The organism is Kitasatospora sp. NPDC056138 (assembly GCF_042264695.1).
GTDB lineage: Bacteria > Actinomycetota > Actinomycetes > Streptomycetales > Streptomycetaceae > Kitasatospora.
Genome location: NZ_JBHJVK010000097.1, coordinates 1 through 23,470, shown reverse-complemented (window position 1 = coordinate 23,470; position 23,470 = coordinate 1). Strand labels below are relative to the sequence as shown.

Genomic DNA, 23,470 nt, shown 5'->3' with positions numbered 1-23,470 from the left:
CACAGGTCTTCGCCCTCGTCATAGGTGCGGAACCAGGTAGTCATACCGCCATCCTGACCCACCCCCTTGACCAAACACATAGGGGCACCCCCCCGCCCGGCCGAGGGCGTCGGCCAGCACGTAGGCACCACGAGGGCCAGGCTGGTCCCTTGGCCTGACAGCGGAGACGCGCAGTAGCCCGCGTCACTGAGCAGGACCGCCCTGCCCCGCGACCAGCGGTCCATGCGGATCCGCACCATCGCGTCGAAGTGGAAGTCGGGCGCCTTCCGCACGGCCTTCAGCAGCCGGGGCGTCTCCCAGCGCAGGGCCGACATCCGGTCGGCGACGAGTTGCTTCTGCTGGTCGGGGTCGCGCCGGCCGGCGGGGAGCGGCTCGGCTGCGAAGCCGAAGGTGATCCTCAACTCGCTGTTGTCGCGCACCGGGTAGATGCCGTAGCCGGCCTCGCCGTCCCTGAGACACAGTTGCCAGCCCTCCAGGGCCAGGAAGTTGTCCGCACTGAAGATCGCCAGATGCATGCCCAGATGGTGGGCGAACTGCTCTTCCGGCCCGAAGGCCAGTCGGCGCACGGCCGAGTGCAGGCCGCCGGCCTCACGACCAGGTCGAAGGTGCGCGGGCGGCTGTGCTCGAAGTCGACCCGCATGCCGTCTTCGTCCCGATCGAGTGCGGTGACGCTGTCCCCGAAGACGAACTCGGCTTCGTTGCCCGCCCGTTCGTACAGCATGCGTACCAGGTCCTCGCGCAGCGGCTCGCTGTCGTCGCTGTCGAGCCGGCCGCTGCTGAACGTCGTCCCGGTGGACCGGCGGATCTCCTTGCCGTCACCGTCCAGCACCGACGTGCCGCGCATCCTGGTGCGGAGGGCTCCGGCCCGGTCCAGCAAGCCCATCCGATCCGCCGTTCCGGCGCATCGCCGACGAGATCGGGCGGCGCATCGCCGACGGCGAAGGGCTGGCTGCGCTGTCCATGTGCAGTGTCGCGGCCCGGCTCGGCGTCGCCGCCATGTCCCCGTACCGGTACGTCAACAGCAAGGACGAGCTGGTGCATCTGATGGCGGATGCGGTGTTCGGTGAGGAGGGCATCCGGTCGGGCTGGCGAGTACGCCCGGAGCTCGGCTCACGCACCCTGTGGGGGATCTACCGCAGGCGCCCCTGGCTCGCGCAGGTCGGCTCGCTGACCCGCCCCCTGATGCTGCCCGCTCCGATGGTCCACGCCGAGTGGGCGCTCTCCGCCCTCGACGGCCACGGCCTCGATCCGACGACCATGCTCGACCTGCACGTCCTGCTCTACAGCTACGTCCAGGGCATCGCCGGCCTCGCCCGACCCGGACTCAACCGATCAAGCCGAACCCTTCGATCGGAAGGCAACTTCTCGGAGCGCCAGATAAATGGAAGGCGGTGAGCGCGTTCTGATGTACACTTTGAAGCCTAAGGGCGCCTCCGAGGCTGGCATCACGGTGATGCCGACCGAGCACCCGACCCAGGGGGAGAACACCATGACCTACCAAATCGAAGCGATCCAGGCGACGATCGACGAGCGCCTGCGGGAGGCCAGGGAGTACCGCCTCATCCGCGCGGTCCAGCTCAAGAACCGCGCCGAGCGCGCCGCCCGGCGCGCCCGCAAGGCCCTGACCAGCCTGACCGCATGAACACCCAACAGCAACGGGCCGTCACCAGCACACGGTGACGGCCCGTTCCGCTTCCCGTCACTGAAGGTCCGTCGCGAACCGGCCGGCTACCGCCCGGCCCCCGAGCCCGCCGCAGGTCGGTGCCGACGACACCTCGTCCGAACCGCCCAACGGCCAAGGCCCCTACCGCAGGTGCCGTTCAGCCGACCGGCCCGGACAGCGGAAAGCGCGGAGCAGCTGCGCCGGGATGCGGCCGGACGCTACCCGTCGATGAAGTCGGGGCCCTGCGCCTGGCCGGCCCGCAGGCGCATCCGCCGGCCGGGGGGTTCTGCTCGATCACAGCCAACCGGTGGCCAGCCAGACGGTCACCACCGCAGTGGCGATGAGCCCGACGTTGAGCATGACCTGGCGGTCTTCTCCGGTCAGGTGCACGGCGATCGCACCTATCTGCAGGAGCACGAACCCGATGGCCGCGACCAGGGCCAGCCAAGGCGCGATGCCGGTCGCCGGCGGCAGGAGCAGTCCGACGGCGCCCAGCACTTCTGTCGTTCCCAGCGCCCTGACGGCGGGCAGCGGTACGCGGTCCACCCAGGCCATCATCGGGCGGAGCAGATCGCGGCTGCGGATCACCTTGACCACGCCCGCGTAGAAGTAGAAGCAGGCGAGCAGTCCGGCGACGATCCAGTAGGCGATGTCCATGGTTTCCCTTCACGGTCACCGCTTGCGGGTGACCCGCCGGCTCAGGGAGAGCTCCCGGAGCCGGCACGTGAGCGTGTGTGAGCGGTCCGGACGCCGAGCGGCGGGAGCGCCTTGGCTGTGCCGGTCCGGTGGCGAGCAGCCGGGCGGTGTCGTCCGTCGGCTTCAGGCGGAGTCGGTGGCGGGCTCGGTGGCGGGCTCGGTGGCGTAGCGGCTCATCGTGTGGATGACGGCCCGGGGTGTCAGCGGCCGGCCGCCGGCGGTCATGCTCTGGAGGTCTCGGAAGTACTGCACGTACAGGTCGGGGGTGAACGTGCTGAGCATGACGGCGGGTTGGTCGGTCGGGTTGGCGAAGGTGTGCGGGGCGCCGGGCGGGACCATCACGAGCGTGCCCGGGGTCGCGTCGTAGTCCTCCTCCCCGACGGTGAACCGCACCGTGCCGGAGACGATGTAGAAGCCCTCGTCGTGCCGGGTGTGGCGGTGCTGCGGCGGTCCGGGGGTGTGCGGGGCGAGGACGGACTCGGCGATCCCCAGGCGGTGCCCGGTGTGGCTGCCGTCCTCGAGGACGCGCATGCGCGTGGTGCCCATGACGATCATCTCGCCGTCGTCGGGGCCGACCACCGATACGGCGGGGCCGGCCTGCGGTTCACTGGTCTTCGCTTCGTCGGTCATGCTTCGAGTGCACCTCCAGCGCCCTGCGAGTGTCCAAGACCCGTTCCGCCACGCCGATACCCTGCGGGTATCGTTGCAGCATGGAGCTACGTACGCTGCGCTACTTCGTGGCGGTCGCCGAGGAACTCCACTTCGGCAGGGCCGCCGCCCGGCTGCACATGAGCCAGCCACCGCTGAGCCGGGCGATCAAGCAGCTGGAGACGGAGATCGGTGCCCCGCTGTTCACCCGCTCACCCGCCGGAGTCATGCTCACCCCGGTGGGTGCGGTGCTGCTCGACGAAGCGCGGGACCTGCTCGGCCATGCCGACCGCGTCCGCGTCCGGGTGACCGCGGCAGCCGGCGCCGCGACCGTCACCATCGGCATCCTGGGCGACGGCACCGACCCCGGCACCAGCAGGCTGGCCGCCGCCTTCCGCCGACGCCACCCCGGCGTCGACATCCGCATCCGCGACACCGACCTGACCGACCCGACCTGTGGGCTGCGCGCCGGACTGGTCGACGTCGCCCTGACCCGTGCGCCGTTCGACGCCACCGCCCTGACGGTGCGCGAGCTGCGCACCGATCCGGTGGGTGCGGTGCTGCGCGCCGACGATCCGCTGGCCCGGCGCCACCGGCTGGGGCTGGCCGACCTGGCCGACCGCCGCTGGTTCCAGTTCCCGCAGGGAACCGACCCGGTCTGGCAGTCGTACTGGAACGGCGGCGAGCCGCGTGAGGGCCCGGTGGTGCGCGTCGTCCAGGAATGCCTTCAGGCCGTGCTCTGGAACGGCACGGTCGGCTTGGCCCCGCTCGGACACGACCTGCCCGAGAATCTGGCCGCGGTTCCGCTGGTCGACATGGCGCCGAGCCGAGTGGTCGCGGTGTGGAACGACGGCGACACCAACCCGCTGATCCGCTCGTTCGTCGAGATCGCGCTGGCCGCGTACCGCCACTGAGCGCCTACGGCCCCGCCCCCGACCGGGGACGGCCCGAGTGCCCAACGAGCCGGGCGCGCGCGGGAGTCCGAGAATGTGCCCGGCCGCCTCCGGCCCGGCCTCGCCCTCCAGCCGCCACGTCCTGTGCCCGGCGGCGGTGTTGCCGTCCGAGGTGACCGAGCCGTGCAGGTGGAGATCGCCGGGCGTCTGGCGCAGCTCTTTGTTCGACGTGGCCTGCGGGCTCAGCAGGCGCTGTTCAACCGGGCGCTCGGCACGGTCCGGGACGGACCGATCGAGCACGACAGGAGCAGGGGCTATCCAGCCTGCGGCTCCCGGACTCCTGCAACCGCGCGCGAGGTGAGGGCATCGGGAGAGGCGGCGGGGCCGGGACTGTCAGAGGGAGGTGGCACACTCACCGACATGAAGATGATTGAGGCGATCGAAGCGGTTCTGAAGGCGAACGATCCGGAGGGCGAGGGCGGTTACCTGGGCGAGTTCACGCTGGCAGGGCGGCTGTTGAGCCGCGGGGAGATCGCGGTGTGCGGGCTCGACGGCGGGGAATTCTTCACGTTCGACGACGTCGCCGACGGGCTGCACGAGGTGTATCTGGCGTACGACTGGAACGACGGGCGGGGCGCCACCGTCTCCGCGGTCGCGCTGGTCGCGAGCGGTACCACGCCGCAGGCGCTGGTCGGCGCGAACTGGGAGGAGGCGTCGGACGACGTGAACCAGCTGAGCGAGGACGCCTCTGCGATCTGCTCCAGCACCCCGGACAACCTGGTCATCGGCGGGGCCCTCCACCGGACCGCCGGGTTCGCGCAGGCCGAGGACCCGGTGGCCCATGCCGTGGCCGAGTTCGAGGCGCAGCAGGAGGCCGGCTCCCGGACCCCGGTGCTCGATGTCGTTGTCGACCCGGCGAGCGGCGCGAACGCCCTGGTCTTTCCCACCTGTGACTTCACGTCGAACAGCATCCTGGTCGGCCGGGACGAGAGCGGTACGGGCATCGGGATCTTCTGGTCCAACTTCGACGGGTGATGTTCGACGGGTGTCGGGCAGCCTGTCCTGCGCCGGGAGTTCGAACCCTCGGCGCAGCCCCGAGGAGGCCTGCGACCGCGTTCACCGACCCGCCCCACCGGCACGGGTCACGGCCTGCGGTCCCGCACCGGGTACAGCCCCGTGTGAAGGACCCGCGGGCAGGGCCCGTGCTCCCGCCATGGGTCGTCCGAGGCGGACACCAGCGCGGCCATCACCTCCCACTTGGTCGGCGCAGGCAGCGCCCGCCCACCCCACCGCGCGCGGCCGGCGCCGGTTCGCTCGCACCCCTGGCCTGACGGAACGTCACCACGGTGTGCGGCGGCCGGACCGGTTGCGCCGCCGGGTCAAGTGCCGCGTGGGGCGGGCTCGTCAGTGAGTGGGCGCCGCATCGCGGCGGTGGGCACCTGCGGTGTCGGTCAGCCTCCGGGCGTGACTGCCGGCGATGGGCGAAGCCCGGCAGGTCCTGGACGCCGGCCACACGGTCAGCGCCCGGAACGGGTTCCTGCGGGCGTCCAACTACTACCGCTCGGCCGAGTTCTTCCTCCACGGCCACCCGTGCGACCCCCGCCGCGACCTCGCCTACGACCGCAGTGAGGCCTGCTTCCAGGCCGCGGCGGCACTGCACCCCCCGCATCGAACCGGTCCGCATCCCCTACGAGGGCACCACCCTGCCCGGCTACCTCTACCGGGCCGACACCACCGGGACACCGCGGCCGACCCTGATCATGCACAGCGGCTTCGACGGCACCGCCGAGGAACTGCACTTCAGCGGCGCACTGGCGGCCGTCGAACGCGGCTACACCGTGCTGACCTTCGACGGACCCGGGCAACCTGGACCACGGCACCGCGAGGGCCTGGTCTTCCGTCCGGACTGGGAGAACGTCATCGCTCCCGTGGTGGACTTCGCCGAGGGCCTCCCGGAGGTCGACAGCAGCCGTATCGCACTGCTGGGTTCCAGCATGGGCGGCCTGCTCGCCCCGAGGGCAGCGGCATTCGAACACCGGCTGGCCGCACTGATCGCCCTCGACGGCGTCCACGACCTCGGTGCGATATCCGCCCGGAACATCCCCGGCGACCGCCAGGAGGCCGAGCGGCGCCTGCGCGCGGACTCCGACCCCCAGCTCGACGCCCGCTTGCAGCAGATCGTCACCCAGGACGCGACCGCACGGTGGGCGATCAACCACGGCATGTACGTGATGGGCGTCGACACTCCCCGGGCCTTCAGCGCCTCCTACCTGGACTACACCCTCCGCGACGGCCTCGCCGAGCAGATCCGGTGCCCCACGCTCGTGTGCGACGCCGCCGAGGACGAGTTCTTCAAGGGACAGCCCCGGCAGCTCTACGACCACCTGACCTGCCCCAAGACCCTGATGGTCTTCACCGCCGAGGAAGGAGCCGGTGCCCACTGCCACCCCGGCGCCATGCGCCACTCCCTGGCCCGGGTCCTCGACCGGCTCGACGACACCCTCGCGACGACCCCCTGAAGAGGCCGACGGCGCAGCACGGGACGACCGGGTCGTACCGCGTGCTCCCCTCCGGGCCGACCTGGGGCCTGACGGACCGGCCCGGTTGTCCGTGTCGCTGAAGCGTACCCGCTGGTCACAGCACGTCCGCTTCGTCGGCCCGACGTCGTTCGAAGACGAGCCGCACCGCAGCCGACCCTTCACCGACCGCGGTGGCGACTCGCTTGACGCTCCCGCTCCGCACGTCACCGACGCAGAACACGCCGTGCGTGCTCGTTTCGAACGGGTACGGCGCCCGGCGGCCGGGTGCCGAGGTGTCGAGGTCGCGTCCTGTGAGCAGGAAGCCCTTGGAGTCGGTGGCCAGCTGGTTGTCGAGCCAGTCGGTGCACGGCGTGGCGCCGATGAACACGAAGACCGCGCTGACCGGCAGGGCGGAACGCCGACCGGTGGCCCGGTCCACGACCTCGAGCCCGGTGACCGAGGAGTCCGCCGTGATGGCGACGGCTTCCGTGCGAACCCGTACCCTGACCTTCGGGTTGGCGGCGATCGCGTCGATCAGGTAACGCGACATCGAGTGGTCCACGTCCTCTCCCCGGACCAGGAGGTGCACCGGGTCGGATGTCCGGGCCAGGAAGACCGCCGCTTGGCCGGCGGAGTTCGCTCCGCCGATCACGGCCACGGGTTGTCCGCGCGAGTGCCCCGCCTCGACGACGGTCGCGGCGTAGTGGACGCCGTTGCCCTCCCAGGCTTCGACACCGGCAACGTCCAGGCGCCGGTAGACCGCCCCGGTGGCGATGATGACGTCGCGCGCGTGGAAGGTCCGCCCGTCGTCGCAGGTGACGCTGTGGATGCCACCCCGGCTGGCGAAAGAGGCCGCGCGGGCGTTGCGGTGGAGGCGGACCCCGAACTTCGCCGCCTGGATCGTCCCGCGAGCGGCCAGTTCGGCGCCGGAAAGACCGGCGGGGAATCCGAGATAGTTCTCGATCCTCGAGGAGGTGCCGGCCTGGCCACCGAAGGCCGCCGCGTCGATGAGATCGGTGCGAAGCCCCTCCGAGGCGCCGTACACCGCCGCGGCGAGCCCGCCCGGACCGCCGCCGACCACGAGCAGGTCGCTGACGTCGTCGCCGACAGGGGGCGCGGTGGGCGGCTCCCCGAACTCCGCGGCCAGATCGGCCGGCTGGGGGTTGCGCAGCAAGGGCCGCCCCGGGACGAGGACGATGGGGAGGTCGGCCACGGGGACCTGCAGTCCTTGCAGCAGCGCCTCGGCCTGGGGGTGCTCCTCTAGATCCATCCAGTGCACGGCCGTCCTGCTGTGTGAGAACGACTGCAGCAGCGCTCGGCATCGTTCGTCGTACCGGGAGCCGATGAGGATGAGCCCCGCGCCTCGTCGCAGCAGATTCGCCCGGCGTTCCAGGAACGTCCGCAGGATGTGGTCGCTGAGACCGGCGTCCTGCGCCACGAGCCTCTGGATCCGGCCGACCGGCACCCGGAGCACTCGACCCGGCACCTTCATGACGCCGGTGAAGCGTGCGCGTTCCCCGGTCAGCATGCCGATCTCGCCCAGGAACTCCGCGGGACCGTAGGACGCGACCAACTGCTCGTCCTCCTCGCCGAACCGGTCGACGATGTCCGCGGAGCCCTCGAGGACGACGAAGAAGTCGTACGCTGCGTCACCGGCGGCGAACAGGACCTGTCCGGCCGCTGCCGGGTACTGCGATCCCAGGGACGTCAGCTTCCCGAGTTGGTCGTCGAAGAGCGGTGCCGCCGGGGCCCATCTCGCGTCGCGGCCCTGTTCACGGTCGTCCATGTGGTGCCCTTCTCTCACCCGGGCGGGCACGCAGGGCGGGCCGGCTCGTCCTCAGCGCCGGTCGATGCCTCGTCCAGGCCGTCCTGATGTACCTCCCTCAAGGAAATGATGGCTGCTCCGTGGGCAGGGTGCCGCCTCGCGGGCCGCCACCTGCTGCGGGACCGGGAGGTCGGGAAGGCACGGTGCGGCCCGGGGGCTGCCCGCGTGTGCCGGGCGGCCCCGGCCCGGTCGGGTCTGCGTGTGGTGTGGGGCTCAGGCGGCGGAGCGTCCGGCACGAGGACGACGGCGCAGGGCCGTTTCGGTGAGGGACAGCGGCGTGTGGGCGACGCGGGCCGACGTCGGGGCCGGCCATCGGTACCGGGGGACGTTCTCGCCGATGCGGTCGAGGATCCCGTCGTCGAGCGCGGCCCCATCCCGGTCAGGGTGTCCTCCGGCTGCTCCACGGCGCGCGGTCCGATGATCGCCGAGGTGACGCCCGGGTGGGGGATGACGAAGGCCATGGCGAGGCGCGCCGACGGCAGTCCGGCCATCTCGGCGAGCGGAATGAGCTGCTCGACGAGCCCAAGTTCGTCGTCGCCGAACTGCTCGGCGTAGGCGCCGGGGCGAAAGCCGGACTTCCCCTGCGGAACCGGCCGGTGAGCAGGCCTTGGCGCAATGGGCTCCAGGCCAGTACGCCCGTGCCGTACCGCTGGGCGACCGGCAGCACCTCGCCCTCGCCGGCGGTCCTTCTCCGCCCGGCGCGCAACCCTTCGACAGCTGCTCGATGTTCGGCCTCGTCGGTCAGCGGGTGGGCCTGGAGCTACCATTCACAGATCGTCAACTTCTGTCGGACCGGAGCGCGCTCGGGTGACGTACATCTTCCTGCTCACCGGTGTGCTGGAAATCGGCCGGATATCTGCGGCCCTTGCCGGCTGCTTCGGGCTTCCGCCCGGCGAGGTGGACATCGCCGTGTCGGGGGAAGCCGACCGGAACTGGGATGCGGCGGTCCTGTGCACCTACGAGCAGCTCGGCGGGGACGTCACCTGGTCGCTCGACGTCTACGTGCCCAAGGCCCACACCTCGAACTCGACCGAGGGGCAGACCGCTGCAGCGCTGGCCGAACATCTCGGCCAAGCCGTGCTCTACCCGGCGGAGTCCTATCCGCCCAGCGCGTACTGGCTGGCCGCGCCGCACGGGCTGACGACTCGGGCCCGCCTCTACGTGGAGGACCTGGAGGACGGCGACTGCGAGTACGCGATCGACGCCGTGGGGCATTTCGTTCCCGAGCTTCCTCTGCTGAGGGTGGAGCGCCAGCCGGACCTCATCCGGTTCCACCGCGTCGCCACACCTGTCTCGGACGACTTCCTCGGATGACTGGCTGCGCATCGCGAGGCGGCGAGTCGTGCCGAGCTGATCCCCGGGGACCTTGACTGGCAAGCCAGGACTGGTCTGGCGTTCTGGCGGCGCTCCGGGCGGATCTCGAACCACGCCGGCCGTCCGGACGGGTCCTGCAGAAGGTGAAAGGCGGCCTTTCGGCGTGCACGGACGGAGTCGGCAGCGCCCCGGCGAATCCGTGACCGAATCGCAGTTCGCAGTTCGCAGTTCGCAGTTCGCAGTTCGCAGTTCGCAGTTACAGGATGACGAGCAGCTTGGTGCCCGGCACCAACTTCCGGTTGACGGAGGTCGATTGGACGAACACGGTGTAGGACGGGTTGTCGCCCGGCTTCACCGTGGCCTCCGACACCGGCAGGCCGAGGAGCTGGCGGGCCGCCGGGCCCGAGAACACCCTGCCCGTCATCCGGCCGGTGGCCGGGTCCTTCTCCGCCACGGCGAGCTGCTTGTTGCCCTGGATCCTCTCGCGCTTGGACAGCTCGTAGAAGGCGCAGCCGGTCTTGTACGGGTGCCCGGCGCGGGTGACGAACTCGCGGATCTGCGTCTGCTGGTCGACCGGGATCAGGATGTACTTGCCGGTGTCCAGGGCATCGAGATTGGCCTTCACCTCGGCAGTGCTCAGGTCCTGGCCCATGGCGAACAGGTTCCTCGTCCCGCGCACGCCCTGTTCGCGGCCGCGCAGGAAGCTCGTGGCGGCCGTCTTGACGGTGCCGATGGCCTCCTCGACACCCTTGCTGGAGTCCGCGTCCCAGATCGCGATGTTGCCGGCCGGGAAGCCGTACTCCTGAGCGGTGCGCTTGGCCAGGGAGTTGGGGACCAGGATCGCCGAGGTCCAGTGGTCGGGGAGGTTGTCCATGGCGCTCTGGATGCGGCCTATCCACGTGCGCAGGACGGCGGTGCCCCGGCTGCCGGCCATGCGGGTGTGCATCTGGCCGGTCTCCGAGCAACCGGAGGCGTTCTCCTCGCCGTCGGTGACGACGACCTGAAGGAAGGAGTGTTCCCCGTACCCTTCCCAGATGTTCTTCAGGTCGTCGATGGACTTCACGGCCGCCTCGATCAGCGCCGTCGCACCGTTGTCGACCTCGTAGAGGCCTCGCAGGGACGGCAGGTGCTTGACGTCCATGTCCCAGACCAGGTTCTGCACCTCGTGGTCGAAAGCGTAGAGGCTGATTCGGGTCTCGTGGCCGAGCCGGTCGGACTCCTCCTGAAGACCCTTCACGAACTCGTCCACCACGCGGACGAGCTGGGCCTCGTGCTGGCGCATCGAGCCGGACCTGTCGACCACGAGCGAGACGTGGTTGACCTTGTGCTTGATCCTGTTCGCAGACATGGTTCTACCCCTGTTTCCAACGCTCTTTCGACGCCTTTCCGGCGTCCCCTCCGACGTTGTTTCCACACTACGAAGCGGCACTGACAATGCGTTCCGACCTTGGGTCCACAGCTGCCGACCACCCGTCAAGTCCGCCTCCCGGTAGATGAGTACCGGCGGGCGGCCGGGAGGTGCCGGTCAGTTGAGAGCCTGCTCTCCGAACGCGCTTCCACCACACTCACGGCAGCAGGGCACCGATCCGCTGCTGTGGCGCCACCGCACCACCTCGATCTCCTGGCGGCTCCACACGCCCGAGCCACGACCGAGTCGCAACGGGGCACACCCCCACGCGACACGAAGGCGCTCGGCCGAAAGGCCCGGCCGAGCACCTTCGCTCAGCTTTCTCTTCGTCCGCTCAGCTCGACCAGTCGGTCTCCGACCGGTACAGACGCCCGCCGACCCAGAACGCCGCGTCAACACGTGGGAACGACCGGCCCAGCCCCTCCAGCAACGAGGTGGTGAATTCACGCAGAAGCTGTGCGGAGAGCTCGACCTCGGATGACCGGACGGCCGCCTGGCAAGCGAGTTCGCGTGATCGCTGGACGAGGGTGAACGACACACTGTCATCCGCCTCCGCAGGAATTCCGGCATCCCCCACTCCGACCTCGCGGAACTCGAGTACGGGCGGACCTGCGGGAGCAGCCGGCTCCGCCAGGCGCAGCAGAGAGGCGCCCGGGGGCCAGGACTCGCTCCCCACCCACACCGTGAGCTCCGCCCTGCCCGGGATGTCCTCCGGGTCGAAGCGGTAGCCGTAGTCCTCGTGCACCTCGAACGCCGTCTCGAGGGCCGCCCACGCAGTGTGCAGGCGGCCGACGACGGACCGGCAGAACGCCCGTAGGGAGCCCCAACTGTCGTCGGTGTCCTCGGTCGTCCAGTAGATGGACACGTGGATGAAGCAGTCGTACGTGCGCTGTCCCGGCTCACCGGCCGACGGCTCGCCGACGGCCGGGCCCCACCGGTCGCCGCGCTCGGTGCTCAACCGGAGCCTGAACTTCGATCCGTCCGCCCCGACGACATGGTGCCAGGGCTCCGTCGACGGGTCGGAGGGGAGCGCGAGGACCTCTCCGATCTCCTCGCGGGTGAGGGCTGGTCCGGCAGGACGCCTCACCAGAATGGCGGCATCGGTCGACACGAGTCAGCAGCCCCAGTCCTTGCAGGTGGAAATTGGCGCCGATCCTACCGAAGACGTTCCAGCCTCCCGGATCCGATACTGCTCGTACGCCGCCACCCACGCGACAGGGAGCACCGCGTCCGCGCAGGCCGCGTTCGGCTCAGCCCACCAGGTGGCCCTCGCCGGCGACCAGCCGCACATCGACGGTGTCCGACTGTGCCACGCACTCGTCATGCCTCGTTCCAGCACGCGTGGCGCTTGCCGTGGTGCCCTCTGGCGGCCGGGGCGGTTCAGTCACGGGTGATGCCGGGGTTGGCGGCGATGATCTCCTCCGCCGTCTGCCACACCACGGGCAGCGCGGCGACGGTCTCCTGCACCCGGGCCGGAAGGTCGCTCGTGGAGGAGATGCCGAGGTCGGCCAGCAGCTCGGCGAAGGCGGGCCGAAGCGCGTGTTCGCGCTCCGGGGCGTCGGTGGCGAGGATCTTGTGGCAACGGGCGAAGGTTGCCGTGATCCAGAACACCGCCTCCTGGTGGTCGCCTCGGCGCGCGAGGTCGTAGCTCGCGTCGATGGCGATGGGCCTGGCGGCGGGGGTGATGTCGGAGCTGAAGGAGAACGGAGTGCGGGCGAGGGCTGCCGCCTCGTCGAAGGTCCTGGCCAGGGCGTCGACGTGGCGCTCGACCCGCTCCCCCGTCAGGTTTCGGCAGCCCGTCATCCGCAGCAGACCGGGGTACCGATCGGTCAGGCCGTAGTCGGCCAGGACCTCACGGGCCCGCAGGTAGCGCAGCCGCACCGTCGGGTTCCGCAGGGCCGCGACGAGCAGGAGGTGGGTGGTGACGCCGGTCGGGAAGAGCCAGCTCGTCACCTGGTCGTGCCACGGTGCCGAGGTGTCGAAGGACCACAGGGCGGTCTCGATCTTCTCGCGGACGTTGTCGCAGCGGCGCCGCACCCACGCCTCGTCGGCGAACGAGTGCGCGACCTCGGCCTGCAGTTCGCGCAGCTCGCCCGTGGGGTCGTCGATGACGGTGTCGCGGCTCAGCCCCCGGCGAGGTGGTAGTTCGCCAGTACCGACGGGGCCGGCCGGATCCGGTCCCAGCACAGCTGGGTGACTTCCAGCAGTACGCCCCGGTGCTCGAACTTGCCGGGTTTCAGTCCTCCGACGGGCTTGTCGGTGACGAGCATGATGTCCACGTCGGTGCCGACGGGCAACGCCGCTCCCGGGCCGAGGGTCACGGTCGAACCGCTGAAGTACGCGCCGCGGTAGCCCTCGTACCGGCGGCCCTCCCGCCTGACCCAGTCCGCTGCCGCACCGCGTGCCGTGTCGATGTCCATGGGCGTCATTGTGCCGCCGCCACGGCCGCCCAGCCGTCTGCCCGTACCCACTGCTCGTACCGCGCCGTCCGGAGCGGCTGAGGGACGGGGGCACTGCCGGCCCACACGTGGGCGACGGCGGTCCCTGATCGGATCGGCTCCGGACACGGACACGGAACACGAAGTCGGCCTGCCGGGCCGGGAACAGGCAGGACGTGTCGGCCCGTCATGAAGTTTCCTCGCGTGGATGTCCTGAGGCTCGCCGGGTGAGGAGACTGCGGCACACGCCTTGTACGGTCCCACTTCCGGCGAATGCCGTCGCGGGCAGCGGAGTCCGGCTCCCCGAATTTCCGCCCACATCAATGAACATGACGATTCATCACTACTCCCACTTCGCCTTGGACATGCTGGGGGCTCCCCGGGCTGGTTGGGGACTTCCGGGGCATTTCTGCTACTCATGCACATGTTGGACAGCCAGATCACCACTGGGGCACTCATGGCACGGGACTTCACCGTTGACCACACGGCCTTGGATGCGAGCTCGAAGGGGCTTGACCAGGCCGCCAATGATCTCGAGGTGGTGAAGGGAAGGCTTCAGAGTCCGCCGGAGTTCAGCGCCGACCACTACGGTGACCACGGTCCGCCCTCAACGGCCAGTGCCCCGACATGAACACCACCGAGAGCATCCGGCTCCCGAGCTGAGGACGAGCACCCCGATGACCGCACCCACCCCGCCTCCAGGCCGCACCGACGCCCAACTCGCCGCGTACGACGTACCGACCCTGCTGCGCTTCGGTCTGCCCCAGGACGGCCCGTACCGGCTCGCCCTCTTCTCCAACGGCGCGGTCGCCGCAGCGATCCACGCCGACGGTCTCGCCGTGCAGCCGCGCGGCATCCGCCTCCTCGCCGAGATCGTCCGGGCCGGCGGCATCCGCAACGCCGCCGGTCTCCCCGAGCCGCTGCCCGGCCAGGCGGCCACCACCCTCGCCCGCTCCTGGCTGGATGCCGCCCTCGAAGCGGTCGGCAGCACCGGAGTGGACGGCGACACCCTGGCGGCCCGGTGGCTCGACGCGGTGGCCACCGTCGTCGGCCTGAGGATCGACAACCGCCAGGAGCAGACCGGGAGGCAGGCGTGAGGTGGCCCGTCGCCCGAGCCGCCGCATTCGCGGCCGTACCGCTCCTGCTCGCGGCCGCGGGCTGCTCGGACACAGGCCGGATGGACCACGGCACGGTCTTCGCCGACAGCCGGCGCGAACTCACCGTGAAACCCGGCCAGACCTTCTCACTCCACTGGAAACTCGCCGTGGTCCCCGGCAACGACTGGAAGGCGGTCCCGCCGACCGCCGACCCGAGCGTGGTGTCCTTCATCGGCGAGGACCGGATCACCGGCGACCAGAGCCACTCCGGTGACGGCGGGAACCTCTACCTGGTCTTCAGGGCCGGCACGAAAGGCTCCACCAAGCTCGCCCTCGACAACTGCTTCACCTGTACCGGAGCCCTCAAGGACACCTACCACTCCCCCAGGACATACACAGTGACGGTCGGCTAGGAAGGCCAGACGGGACTGCTGACGCGGCGCAGCCGTGGCCGGCGGTGACGCCGAGCCCGCCGGGCGGTATTTCAGCTCGGGGGTGTTCCCGAGTGGGGCTGGCCAGCGGTGCCAGAGGCTCGCGAGGATCGTCTCCCGTGGCCCGAGTGATCGCTTCCCGAAATGTTCCGAGGTCGGCGGGCGATGGTGGCGGTACGGTGCGGCACATGAGTGTGGATGTCGCCTCGACAAGGCCGTTGCTACTGCTGGACGTGGATGGGCCGCTGAATCCGTATGCCGCGAAGCCTTCCCGTCGGCCGGGCGGGTACCAGACGCACCGGCTGTCGACCCCTCGCTGGGTTGCCGCCGAGAAGCTGCGGCTGTCCACCTGGGGCACGCCGAACAAGCGGCCCAAGCCCTTGCGGGTCTGGCTGAACCCCGATCACGGTCCCGATCTGGCGGCGCTGCCCTTCGACCTGGTGTGGGCGACGACGTGGGAGGAGGAGGCCAACGCCTACGTCGCTCCTGTCCTCGGCCTTCCCGAGCTGCCGGTCATCACCTGGACCGTGCCCCGGCCCGAGCCGGGCGGCGGGGTGTTCTGGAAGACCCCGGAGATCGTCTCGTGGGTGGGTGGGCGACCGTTCGCGTGGCTGGATGACGAGATCTCGTGTGCGGACCGGGACTGGGTGGCCATGCACCACACTGGTCCGGCTCTGCTGCACAGGGTCGATGCTCGGCTCGGACTGCGGCCGGAGGACTTCGCGGTACTGCGAGCGTGGGCCTCGGACCTGGCCGTGGGAGGAGAGGTCAGCTGACGACCGCCCATTCGGAAAGTCCGATCCCCACTTGGTGGTTGTGCTCCGCGTGCCAGACGACTTCGCCGGTGACCATCGTGCCCGGCGCGGGGAGTGCAGCCTCACGTGGCATGGCGGTGATCTCTGCCAGGCCCATCGCCCCTGGCAGGCCGTCGATGCGGAGGAAGACGCCGAAGGGCTGCCGGCCGATGACCTCACCGGTCACGCCGGCCCCGATGGCCCGCTCCGGGGTCGGGAAGAAACCGATCGTCCCGCCTTCGAGTCCTCACCGGTTCAGGGATCTCCCCGGCACGGCACCACTCGGTATCAGGCCTGCCAGGCGCAGCACGCCGGATGGAACGAGAAGGACCCCCGGGACGGCCGACGGGGTCACCCGACCAGCTCCGTCGCAGGTCGGGCCAACCGTCGCCGTGATCGCTGAGGTTCCCCGCGGCTCGGGGATTCCACGGTCGGTGCCCGGCACCGCCGTCAGGTGGTGCCGGGCACCGACCGGTTTTCAACCGGTGTCAGGCCTCGCAGGTGGCAGGTCTCGTCGAGGTGTTGGGCTTGGTGCAGAGCGGGCCGAGTCCGGTGGTGGCGTCGGGGCGGGTGATGAAGGCGAGTGGTCCGGCGTTGTGCTCGCCGTTGAACGGCGTGGTGCCGGTGAAGCCGCACGCGGCCGCGTCGCTGGGCCTGTTGAACCAGAAGCCGACGTGGAAGGTGTTGGTGGGCGGCAGCGAGACGTCCGGGTCGAAGCCGAAGATCTGGTCGAGCAGGATGGTCTGGATCTTGGCGCGGCCGTTGCCGTGGTGGTCGGTGTGGAGGTCGGTCTGATACCAGGCCAGACCGAAGTCGGTGAATCCGGGGACGGGCTGACCGTTCGCCTGCTGGTTGCTGCGTTGGACGGTGAACAGGTCGAAGTCCAGGTCGGGCTTGAAGCCGCGCAGCTCGATGTCCATGGTGTCGTTCAGCTCGCCGCGGCGGACCTCGGCCTTCACGCGCGGGGTCTCGCCGTTGCCTGCCAGACAGGGCAGGAACGGGGTGTTGGGGAAGAGCTTGAACTCGGTGGTCTCGTGGTGGACGCCGAGAGGTTTGGGTTCGGCCGCGGTGGCCGTGCCCGCGCCGGTGACGGTCAGGGCGGTGAGGGCGAGGGCGAGTTCGAGGGTGCGGCGGGGACGCAGCCTGGCGAGCAGGGGCATGGATGTCCTCCGAGGACGAAGGGGCTGAAGTTGTCACTCAGTGGGCAGAAAGTGATCCACCGCGACCACCTCTACCAGCACGTCTGCGAATCGCTCTTCTGGCACGCACGACGGAACCCGTTCAACGCGTCCCCCACCCCGCTATACGGAGCAAAGTCGTACTCGGGCCGCCGGAGGGCACGTTCCAGGTCCAGGTGGCGATGAACCGCTCAGGGTCTGCCGTCGGCCCGGACCGACTTCGTGGCCGCCAGGGCCTGCGCCCGCGCTGCTGCCCAGGTACCCATCGCCACACCTGTCCGAACGGCCTCGTGGTCGGCCCCGGCCGGCGTGGCCGAACGCCGTACCAACAGCGCCTGGTGGTCCATCAGGACCGACCTTCAGCGACTTCACCAGGTCTCCCTCGCCGGGCCCGCCGGACGCTTCCAGCAGACCACCGACACCGCCGAGGCCCGGGTCCGCACCCTCCGGGACCGTGGCGTCCCGACGCCACCGGAGATGAGCGGGCTCGCACCCACCGAACAGCCGCCGAACTGGGCCGACATCCGCCGGAGCCGTGGTGGACACACAACCCCGGCGGGCCGTCACGCCCGAAGCCGCAGGTCGCCCCGGTATTCGGTGCGGTCATGTGCCCGTACACTGTCGGACTCGGGTCCTGCGCTCCTCGCTTCACGAAGGGGACGTGCCTGAGCCAAGCGCGACCCAGGTGGGCGATGGCGTGGGTGGCGGTGACGCCGGTGACGGCTTCGAGGTGGTGGCAGCCCTCGGCCCGTGGGGAGGGCGGTTGCAGTCCGTACTGCCGAGGTGGAGCGGTGACCAGGACGTGCACGTCGCCCACCTGGACCTCACCGATCCGGCGTCCGTCACCGCGTTCACCACGGCCTGGCAGGGACCGCTGCACGTCCTGGTGAACAACGCCGGTGTCATGGCCTGCCCCGAGCGGTACACCCGACAGGGCTGGGAGTGGCAGTTCGCCACCAACCACCTGGGCCACTTCGCGCTCGCCACGGGCCTGTACGACGCGCTCGCCGCTGACGGCGCCGCCCGCATCGTCTCCGTCAGCTCCACCGGTCACCAGCAGTCCCCCATCGTGTGGGACGACGTCAACTTCGCCTTCCGCCGCTACGACCCGTGGCTCGCCTACGGCCAGTCCAAGAGCGCCAACGTCCTTTTCGCGGTGGAGGCCACCCACTGCTGGGCCGACGACAACATCACCGCCAACGCCCTGATGCCCGGCGCCATCCACACCGACCTCCAGCGCCACACCGACGGCCGCGGCAGCGGCAGGGTCCCGGCCGAGTTCATCGAGACGGTCGAGCAGGGCGCCGCCACCGCCGTCCTCCTCGCCACCTCACCCCTGCTGGACGGCATCGGCGGCCGCTACTTCGCCGACTGCAACGAGACCGAGAGGTCGACCGCCGCACCGGCACCCTGCACGGCGTCGCCCGCTACGCCGTCGACCCGGCGGGCGCCCGGCGCCTGTGGGCGCTCTCGCAGGAACTGCTCGCAGACGCCGGCTGAACCGTCCGACCGCCTAGGGTGCGGTGGGTGCGGTGCAGTAGAACTCGGCTGCGGTGACGGTGTCGGGGACGCCGAGTTCGGCGGCGACCGCGGTGATCGCGGTGGCGCCGACGGCGAGGTCGGCCTGGCCGTCGGTGGTGAAATACGGTGCGATGAAGGTCTCGTAGTGGGCTCGGGCTTCGGCTGCGGTGTGTCGGCCGAGGAACGTCTGGATGTACCGCACCGTGGTGTCGGGTTCGTTGTGGATCACCCGCAGGGCGCGCCGGTGGGCTCGTACCACGGCCTGGACCGCGGGGTCGGCCGGGTGGACGTAGGTGGGGTCGACGGCCAGGCCCACGGTGGGGATCCGGAAGTGGTCGCCGACCCAGGCCGGCACCTGCCAGCCGTACTCGGCTGCCACCGCCTCCGGAGCCATGGTGCTGCCGACCAGGGCGGCGTCGATCCTGCCGTCGCGCAGCCGGCGCAGGTCCATGCCGTAGTCGCCGGGCGGGCGGACGACGGTGTGGATGTCGCGGTCCGGGTCGAGGCCGACCCGGCGCAGCACGATCCGGGCGAAGCACCCGGGTGCGGTGTGGGGGGCGTGCACCGCCAGCCGTCGGCCGGCCAGGTCGGCCAGGGAGGTCAGGCCGGGGCGGGCGAGGAACCAGAACAGCGGGCGGTGGGTGTTGACATGGAGTGCGACCCACGGGACACCATCGGCCAGTCGGGACAGCAGTGCCCGGCCGAGCCCGATGGTGGCGCAGCGGCGCAGCCGTTCCTCGTCCCAGGAGCAGCCGTCGCGCAGCGCGACGTGGACGCCCTCGTCGGCGTAGTAACCCTGCTGGTCGGCGATGTAGGCGACCAGTTCCTCGTGCAGGCCGCGCCCGACGTAGGCGAGATCGATCGTGTGCATGGACGTTTCCCTGGTCTCGCCACCGCCGTGCGCCCGCGCGTGCCGCGGGCCCGGCTGCTGCGGTCCGTGGTGCTGGGGTGACGGTGTGCCGGATGCGGTCCGGCCGTCGGCCGGACCGGGACGGTGCGGCCCCGGGTGCGGAGGACGGCGTGGCGTCAGTACATGGACATCCCGCCGTTGACCGCAGCCGTGGTGCCGGTCATGAAGGCGTTGTCCTCGCCGGCGTAGAAGGCGACCGCTTGGGCGACGTCGTCCGGGTGTGCCAGGCGACCCAGTGGGGTGCCGGCCACCTGCCGCTGTTTGTGCTCCTCGTCGAGCACGTGCGCCATGCGGGTGTCCTCCACCGGGCCGGGCTCGACGACGTTGACCGTGATGCCTCGTGGGCCCAGTTCCTGGGCGAGGTACCGGGCGAACTGCGCCAGTGCGGCCTTGGCCGTGCCCAGTGCGATCATGCCTTCCCGGGGCTGGCGGCTGAGGCCGGTACCGAGATAGATGATGCGTCCCCAGCCCTGTTCGGTCATGGCGGGCAGGACGGCCTTCGTGACCGCGAACGCCGCACGCATCTCGTCGTCGAGCTTGCCGCCCAGTTCTTCCCACGTCATGTCCTGGAACGGCTTGATCACGTACGGGGTGAGCGCGTTGTGCACCAGCACGTCGATGCCGCCCCACGCCGCCTGGACCTGCTCGATCATGCTCTCGACCGCCGCTGCCTCGCGCACGTCGGCCTGCACCGCGATGGCCTGGCCGCCGGCGGCCTCGATGTCGGCCACGACCTCCTCGGCTGCCGTGGCGCTGCGCAGGTAGTCGACCACCACGCGCATTCCTCGCCCGGCCAGCAGACGCGCGGTGGCCGCGCCGATTCCGCTGCTGGCCCCTGTCACCAATGCCACCCTGCCGGTTGCCCCGGTCACGAGCCCACCTCCTGCTCATCGTCGCGGGTCGTCGGCACCACCGCGTTGTCCACGGTCACGCCGCAGGCGATCCCACCCGGCGGTTCAGGCGGCGCCGGCCGCAGTCCCCGTCGGCGACGCCCGTCCCGGAGCAGCTCGTCGAGCCGCCGGTGGACCACCGCGTCCGCACGCTGCTCCACGTACTGGCGCGGCATCGTCCCGCCCCACCCCATCGTGGGCCGAGCCGTGCCGATCCGCCCGAGCTCACTGCCTGCCGCGATCGGGAAGGGCGGTGTCCGCGTACCGAACGGCGGCCTTTCTGCGTCCTCGGCCGCCGCCACCGGCGTGTGCTCCACCGCTGCGAACCGCCGGTCCGGCACCGCGGCCGACAGGCCGCGCTTCCGCTCGATCGAGGTCACAACTGACCTCCGGCCCAGGTGACGGTCGACATCACCACCAACGCCACTGAGCCGAACGGGTGACAGTGGAACGTCACCGGGAAGCCGAGCCCGGCCGGGCGCAGCACGGCGTCGGAGATGACGTCACGCTTGCTGGTGACGGCGCGGGGGGCTTCGGTGTCCCAGGCCTCCAAGCCACCGGGGAGCGGGCCCCGGGACCCGTGCGTGCTGCGGGCGGAGCGCCGGAACCCGCGCCGCCCCCGCCGCCGGTCCCGCACGGCGTCGGGGCGGGGCGGCCCGTCAGCGCGCGTCCTCCGCCAGACGTGCCAGGGCCTGCGCCAGCGCCTGACCGAGCGCTACCCCGGCATCGCACGGCACGTCCGGCTGGACGCCGACGCCCTCCCAGTTGGTACCCGAGACGGGGTTGACCGCACGGGCGACGGGCACGGCGGCCTCCAGGTGCGGGTGGACCGTCCACCCCTCCCGCGGATGCGCTCCGCCACCGGTGACTTCGCCGATGATCCGGGCACGCCCGAGCTGCTGCAGGTCGTAGGCGAGCTCCTCTCCCCCGGAGAAGGTCGCCCCGCTGGTGAGCACGTAGAGCGGCTTGCTTCCGCCGAAGCGGGCGCCCGTCACGTACGACGGCGTCCAGGACTGCTCGGCCACCTCGCCCTGACGCGACAGCATGGTGTTGAGGTGGGTGCGGCCCTCCAGCAGGTAGCCGCAGATGAAGGCGACCGTGTCCGGGTCGCCCCCGGTGTTGCGGCGCAGGTCCAGGATGAGGGCGCGAGCCGGGGCCACCAGCGTGAGCGCCGCGGCCAACGGTTCCGCCGCCCAGTCCAGCGGGAACATCGCCGGGCCGATCTCCAGCACCGCGACCCCGCCGTCGAGCAGCTCCACCCGGGGCACACCGCCCAGGGAGGCGTCGAACTCCCGCCGCATCGCGGCCATGGTGGCCGCGCCCTGCTCGGGCGGCACCGGTTCGGCGTGGTACTTGAGCCGCAGATGCAGATCACCGTTGACGGACCGCAGGTCGGCGGTGACGACGGCAGCCAACTCCTCGGCGCTTTCGGTTCGGTAGGCCCCCTCGGCGCTGCGGCGTCGGAGCAGGGTCGCCAACTGCCGGGCGACCTCGGGGAAGACGTAGTTCTCGGCGACCAGGTCGGCGGTCGACTCGACGACGGTGACGGCATCCAGGGCTTGTGACGAGGTGATGGTGGTCATGACGGGGAGTAGACCAGCGGCTTGCAAAAGCGTCAACTGCACTTAACACTTAACTCGTGAGCACCCACCAGGACGACGACGTCCAGCGGATCAGCACCCCCGAGCAGCACGCGGCCCTGGCCCACCCGGTCCGCCAGCGGCTGCTCTTCGCCCTGAGACGACAGCCATCCACCATCAGCCGGCTCGCGGCGCAGCTGGGCGTGAACAAAGGCGGCGTCTCCCACCATCTCAAGGTGCTGCGGGAGGCCGGCCTGGTCCAGGAGGCAGGAACCCGGCAGGTCCGCGGCGGCACCGAGCAGTACTACCAGCGGACCGCCCCGCGCCTTCTGGTCGTCGATCCGCAGCCCGAAGGCACGGCCGCGCTGCTGGGCGCCGTGGCCCAGGAGATGGACCGCTCCCCCGTCGACCACACGCTGACGCTGCGCCATCTCCGGATCAGCCCGGCCAGGGCGGCGAAGCTCGCCGAGGCACTGGCCCGCCTGGTCGACGAGGCCGAGGAGGATCCCGAGGGCGAGCCGGTGCACGGCGTACTGGTGACGCTCTACCAGCAGGCCGACGCCGCCTCACCGATCCGGCGGTGAGGCCGGAGGCGACGCGGCGTTCGGTGGTGACGGAGCAGTCGGCCTTCGCGCGTCACCGGCCAGAGGATCTCGCCAGAAGCCCCCACTCGTCGGGCTCGCGCCGGCAACAGAAGCGTTGCAGCGTCAGCCGGACGTGGACCGCAGGCTCGCCGTGCGCGGCAGGCCCCGACCCGATATCGCCTGGGGCGACGGTACGCCCGCGCGGTGGGTGCCCGCGCCCGGGCCCGCGCGGCGGAACCCCTCCAAGGCCGGCGGGGGCCGATACTCCGACCATGACCGGGTCTCACAGCGCCTTCTCGCGACGCCTGCTGATCACTACCGCCGACCTGGCGCTTCCCACCTCCCGCACACCGGCGCGGGCCGCAGCGCGGAGCCGACGGGATACCCAGGGCACGTCCGTGGACTGCGCTGCCGTCCGCCGTGCTTCGCGCGGACCGGCACCTCGCCCTGCGGCCGGCAGGCCGACCGCAGGAGTTCCGGCAGGTGCGGGCCCGACGCCGACGAGTACCTCGGACCCGGTATGCAGGCCACTCGCCCCGGAGAACCGCACTCCGCCCACCGAGCGGCGGGCCGTCGCGCTGACGTTCGACGCCGCAGGGGACACGGACGGACCGGACAGCATCCTGACGATCCTACGCCGGGTGAACGTTCGGCCACCTTCTTCCCGGCCGGTCCGTTCGCCGAACGCGAGCCCGGGGAGGCGCGGATGACGGCGGCCGAGTACGGCATCGGCAACCACTCCTACAACCCCCCGGAGTTCCCCGGCCTCACCCCCCGGCAGGCACCGGACGAAGTCATCGGAGCGGACCGCACCCCGCTCGAACTCCGCCGTGCACCGCTTGCTCATACTGCTCTTGCCTCCCACCCGGAACTGCTCCCTCCGGGCCCACACGCCCCGGTCTCCAGGTGTCCGCTTCAGGGTGGTCCTTCGTCCCGCAGGCCGCTCAGGTACGGGACACGCCCGCCCGCGCCGCCACGTCACCTCACCACAGCCGAACCTCAACCCCCTGCCGCAAGCGGAACTCCACCGAACCGGGGACGATCCGCCCACACCCCCGAACCACACCCGCCCGGTACCTCC

24 protein-coding genes and 2 pseudogenes are annotated in these 23,470 nt (G+C 70.9%); 11 read left to right on the top strand and 15 right to left on the bottom strand.

Annotation, left to right across the window (positions count from 1 at the left end):
* Positions 1-515: pseudogene (locus ACFC1R_RS35625) on the bottom strand (hypothetical protein); the annotation flags it as partial.
* 445 nt (positions 516-960) lie between these two features.
* Between ACFC1R_RS35625 and ACFC1R_RS35620 the strand changes: the two are divergent.
* The gene (locus ACFC1R_RS35620) at positions 961-1,395 is read left to right on the top strand and encodes a hypothetical protein (protein WP_375945863.1); all 435 of its coding nucleotides are present in this window, start codon (positions 961-963) and stop codon (positions 1,393-1,395) included.
* 94 nt (positions 1,396-1,489) lie between these two features.
* Positions 1,490-1,642 (top strand): hypothetical protein, encoded by a 153-nt coding sequence (locus ACFC1R_RS35615; protein ID WP_375945862.1) that lies wholly within the window; start codon positions 1,490-1,492, stop codon positions 1,640-1,642.
* 315 nt (positions 1,643-1,957) lie between these two features.
* Here the strand turns inward: ACFC1R_RS35615 and ACFC1R_RS35610 are convergent, their stop codons facing one another.
* The gene (locus tag ACFC1R_RS35610) at positions 1,958-2,320 is read right to left on the bottom strand and encodes a DoxX family protein (protein ID WP_375945861.1); all 363 of its coding nucleotides are present in this window, start codon (positions 2,318-2,320) and stop codon (positions 1,958-1,960) included.
* Positions 2,321-2,482: 162 nt separating this feature from the next.
* Positions 2,483-2,989, bottom strand: coding sequence for a cupin domain-containing protein (locus ACFC1R_RS35605; protein ID WP_375945860.1), 507 nt, complete (start codon positions 2,987-2,989; stop codon positions 2,483-2,485).
* A gap of 80 nt (positions 2,990-3,069) precedes the next feature.
* Between ACFC1R_RS35605 and ACFC1R_RS35600 the strand changes: the two genes are divergently transcribed.
* The 3 genes from ACFC1R_RS35600 to ACFC1R_RS35590 all read left to right on the top strand — a co-directional run bounded on the left by ACFC1R_RS35600 (position 3,070) and on the right by ACFC1R_RS35590 (position 6,419).
* Complete coding sequence (locus ACFC1R_RS35600) at positions 3,070-3,921, top strand: LysR family transcriptional regulator (RefSeq protein WP_375945859.1); 852 nt, start codon at positions 3,070-3,072, stop codon at positions 3,919-3,921.
* Positions 3,922-4,083: 162 nt separating this feature from the next.
* Positions 4,084-4,935 (top strand): hypothetical protein, encoded by an 852-nt coding sequence (locus tag ACFC1R_RS35595; RefSeq protein WP_375945858.1) that lies wholly within the window; start codon positions 4,084-4,086, stop codon positions 4,933-4,935.
* A 590-nt stretch (positions 4,936-5,525) separates the two neighbouring features.
* Complete coding sequence (locus ACFC1R_RS35590) at positions 5,526-6,419, top strand: alpha/beta hydrolase family protein (protein ID WP_375945857.1); 894 nt, start codon at positions 5,526-5,528, stop codon at positions 6,417-6,419.
* Positions 6,420-6,534: 115 nt separating this feature from the next.
* On the opposite strand, the gene ACFC1R_RS35585 is transcribed toward ACFC1R_RS35590, so the two are convergent.
* Positions 6,535-8,205 carry an FAD-dependent oxidoreductase gene (locus ACFC1R_RS35585; protein ID WP_375945856.1) on the bottom strand — a complete coding sequence of 557 codons (1,671 nt, stop codon included), beginning with the start codon at positions 8,203-8,205 and terminating at the stop codon, positions 6,535-6,537.
* A gap of 846 nt (positions 8,206-9,051) precedes the next feature.
* On the opposite strand from ACFC1R_RS35585, the gene ACFC1R_RS35580 reads away from it, so the two are divergent.
* Entirely contained in the window at positions 9,052-9,558 is a 507-nt protein-coding gene (locus ACFC1R_RS35580; RefSeq protein WP_375945855.1) for a hypothetical protein, read from the top strand.
* Positions 9,559-9,814: 256 nt separating this feature from the next.
* Here ACFC1R_RS35580 and ACFC1R_RS35575 read toward each other — a convergent pair whose 3' ends face one another.
* From ACFC1R_RS35575 to ACFC1R_RS35560, 4 genes are all read right to left on the bottom strand, one after another.
* Positions 9,815-10,906, bottom strand: coding sequence for a VWA domain-containing protein (locus ACFC1R_RS35575; protein ID WP_375945854.1), 1,092 nt, complete (start codon positions 10,904-10,906; stop codon positions 9,815-9,817).
* A 394-nt stretch (positions 10,907-11,300) separates the two neighbouring features.
* Complete coding sequence (locus tag ACFC1R_RS35570; protein ID WP_375945853.1) at positions 11,301-12,053, bottom strand: hypothetical protein; 753 nt, start codon at positions 12,051-12,053, stop codon at positions 11,301-11,303.
* Positions 12,054-12,346: 293 nt separating this feature from the next.
* Positions 12,347-13,153: a hypothetical protein gene (locus tag ACFC1R_RS35565; RefSeq protein WP_375945852.1), complete on the bottom strand. Its 807-nt coding sequence runs from the start codon at positions 13,151-13,153 to the stop codon at positions 12,347-12,349.
* Entirely contained in the window at positions 13,090-13,386 is a 297-nt protein-coding gene (locus ACFC1R_RS35560) for a hypothetical protein (RefSeq protein WP_375945851.1), read from the bottom strand. Before ACFC1R_RS35560 ends, ACFC1R_RS35565 begins: the two co-directional genes overlap by 64 nt.
* 695 nt (positions 13,387-14,081) lie before the next feature.
* Here ACFC1R_RS35560 and ACFC1R_RS35555 point away from each other — a divergent pair.
* The 3 genes from ACFC1R_RS35555 to ACFC1R_RS35545 all read left to right on the top strand — a co-directional run bounded on the left by ACFC1R_RS35555 (position 14,082) and on the right by ACFC1R_RS35545 (position 15,708).
* The gene (locus ACFC1R_RS35555) at positions 14,082-14,501 is read left to right on the top strand and encodes a hypothetical protein (RefSeq protein WP_375945850.1); all 420 of its coding nucleotides are present in this window, start codon (positions 14,082-14,084) and stop codon (positions 14,499-14,501) included.
* A complete protein-coding gene (locus tag ACFC1R_RS35550; protein WP_375945849.1) occupies positions 14,498-14,914 on the top strand; it encodes a hypothetical protein in 417 nt (138 codons plus the stop codon). The genes ACFC1R_RS35555 and ACFC1R_RS35550 overlap by 4 nt, the downstream gene beginning before the upstream one ends.
* A gap of 206 nt (positions 14,915-15,120) precedes the next feature.
* Complete coding sequence (locus tag ACFC1R_RS35545) at positions 15,121-15,708, top strand: hypothetical protein (RefSeq protein ID WP_375945864.1); 588 nt, start codon at positions 15,121-15,123, stop codon at positions 15,706-15,708.
* Here the strand turns inward: ACFC1R_RS35545 and ACFC1R_RS35540 are convergent.
* Positions 15,701-15,913 carry a hypothetical protein gene (locus ACFC1R_RS35540; RefSeq protein WP_375945848.1) on the bottom strand — a complete coding sequence of 71 codons (213 nt, stop codon included), beginning with the start codon at positions 15,911-15,913 and terminating at the stop codon, positions 15,701-15,703. The genes ACFC1R_RS35545 and ACFC1R_RS35540 overlap by 8 nt on opposite strands.
* 301 nt (positions 15,914-16,214) lie before the next feature.
* Complete coding sequence (locus ACFC1R_RS35535) at positions 16,215-16,886, bottom strand: hypothetical protein (RefSeq protein ID WP_375945847.1); 672 nt, start codon at positions 16,884-16,886, stop codon at positions 16,215-16,217.
* 715 nt (positions 16,887-17,601) lie between these two features.
* Between ACFC1R_RS35535 and ACFC1R_RS35530 the strand changes: the two are divergent.
* A pseudogene (locus ACFC1R_RS35530) lies at positions 17,602-18,404 on the top strand (SDR family NAD(P)-dependent oxidoreductase); the annotation flags it as partial.
* 13 nt (positions 18,405-18,417) lie between these two features.
* Here the strand turns inward: ACFC1R_RS35530 and ACFC1R_RS35525 are convergent.
* The 5 genes from ACFC1R_RS35525 to ACFC1R_RS35505 form a co-directional block, all read right to left on the bottom strand.
* A complete protein-coding gene (locus tag ACFC1R_RS35525; protein ID WP_375945846.1) occupies positions 18,418-19,296 on the bottom strand; it encodes an ABC transporter substrate-binding protein in 879 nt (292 codons plus the stop codon).
* Between the two features lie 155 nt (positions 19,297-19,451).
* Positions 19,452-20,177, bottom strand: a complete 726-nt coding sequence (locus tag ACFC1R_RS35520) for an SDR family NAD(P)-dependent oxidoreductase (RefSeq protein WP_375945845.1) — start codon at positions 20,175-20,177, stop codon at positions 19,452-19,454.
* Between the two features lie 26 nt (positions 20,178-20,203).
* Complete coding sequence (locus ACFC1R_RS35515; protein WP_375945844.1) at positions 20,204-20,605, bottom strand: hypothetical protein; 402 nt, start codon at positions 20,603-20,605, stop codon at positions 20,204-20,206.
* A complete protein-coding gene (locus ACFC1R_RS35510) occupies positions 20,602-20,778 on the bottom strand; it encodes a hypothetical protein (protein ID WP_375945843.1) in 177 nt (58 codons plus the stop codon). The genes ACFC1R_RS35515 and ACFC1R_RS35510 overlap by 4 nt, the downstream gene beginning before the upstream one ends.
* Before the next feature lie 106 nt (positions 20,779-20,884).
* A complete protein-coding gene (locus ACFC1R_RS35505) occupies positions 20,885-21,808 on the bottom strand; it encodes a S41 family peptidase (RefSeq protein ID WP_375945842.1) in 924 nt (307 codons plus the stop codon).
* 56 nt (positions 21,809-21,864) lie between these two features.
* Here ACFC1R_RS35505 and ACFC1R_RS35500 point away from each other — a divergent pair, with 56 nt between their 5' ends.
* Positions 21,865-22,389: an ArsR/SmtB family transcription factor gene (locus ACFC1R_RS35500; RefSeq protein ID WP_375945841.1), complete on the top strand. Its 525-nt coding sequence runs from the start codon at positions 21,865-21,867 to the stop codon at positions 22,387-22,389.
* The last annotated feature ends 1,081 nt before the right edge of the window (positions 22,390-23,470 follow it).

Excerpts from the sequence above, each read along its gene's own strand:
- ACFC1R_RS35620 (WP_375945863.1), top strand. The coding sequence starts at position 961 with ATGTGCAGTGTCGCGGCCCGGCTCGGCGTCGCCGCCATGTCCCCGTAC.
- ACFC1R_RS35615 (WP_375945862.1), top strand. The coding sequence starts at position 1,490 with ATGACCTACCAAATCGAAGCGATCCAGGCGACGATCGACGAGCGCCTG.
- ACFC1R_RS35610 (WP_375945861.1), bottom strand. The coding sequence starts at position 2,320 with ATGGACATCGCCTACTGGATCGTCGCCGGACTGCTCGCCTGCTTCTAC.
- ACFC1R_RS35605 (WP_375945860.1), bottom strand. The coding sequence starts at position 2,989 with ATGACCGACGAAGCGAAGACCAGTGAACCGCAGGCCGGCCCCGCCGTA.
- ACFC1R_RS35600 (WP_375945859.1), top strand. The coding sequence starts at position 3,070 with ATGGAGCTACGTACGCTGCGCTACTTCGTGGCGGTCGCCGAGGAACTC.
- ACFC1R_RS35585 (WP_375945856.1), bottom strand. The coding sequence starts at position 8,205 with ATGGACGACCGTGAACAGGGCCGCGACGCGAGATGGGCCCCGGCGGCA.
- ACFC1R_RS35575 (WP_375945854.1), bottom strand. The coding sequence starts at position 10,906 with ATGTCTGCGAACAGGATCAAGCACAAGGTCAACCACGTCTCGCTCGTG.
- ACFC1R_RS35560 (WP_375945851.1), bottom strand. The coding sequence starts at position 13,386 with ATGGACATCGACACGGCACGCGGTGCGGCAGCGGACTGGGTCAGGCGG.
- ACFC1R_RS35555 (WP_375945850.1), top strand. The coding sequence starts at position 14,082 with ATGACCGCACCCACCCCGCCTCCAGGCCGCACCGACGCCCAACTCGCC.
- ACFC1R_RS35545 (WP_375945864.1), top strand. The coding sequence starts at position 15,121 with ATGAGTGTGGATGTCGCCTCGACAAGGCCGTTGCTACTGCTGGACGTG.
- ACFC1R_RS35535 (WP_375945847.1), bottom strand. The coding sequence starts at position 16,886 with ATGCCCCTGCTCGCCAGGCTGCGTCCCCGCCGCACCCTCGAACTCGCC.
- ACFC1R_RS35525 (WP_375945846.1), bottom strand. The coding sequence starts at position 19,296 with ATGCACACGATCGATCTCGCCTACGTCGGGCGCGGCCTGCACGAGGAA.
- ACFC1R_RS35505 (WP_375945842.1), bottom strand. The coding sequence starts at position 21,808 with ATGACCACCATCACCTCGTCACAAGCCCTGGATGCCGTCACCGTCGTC.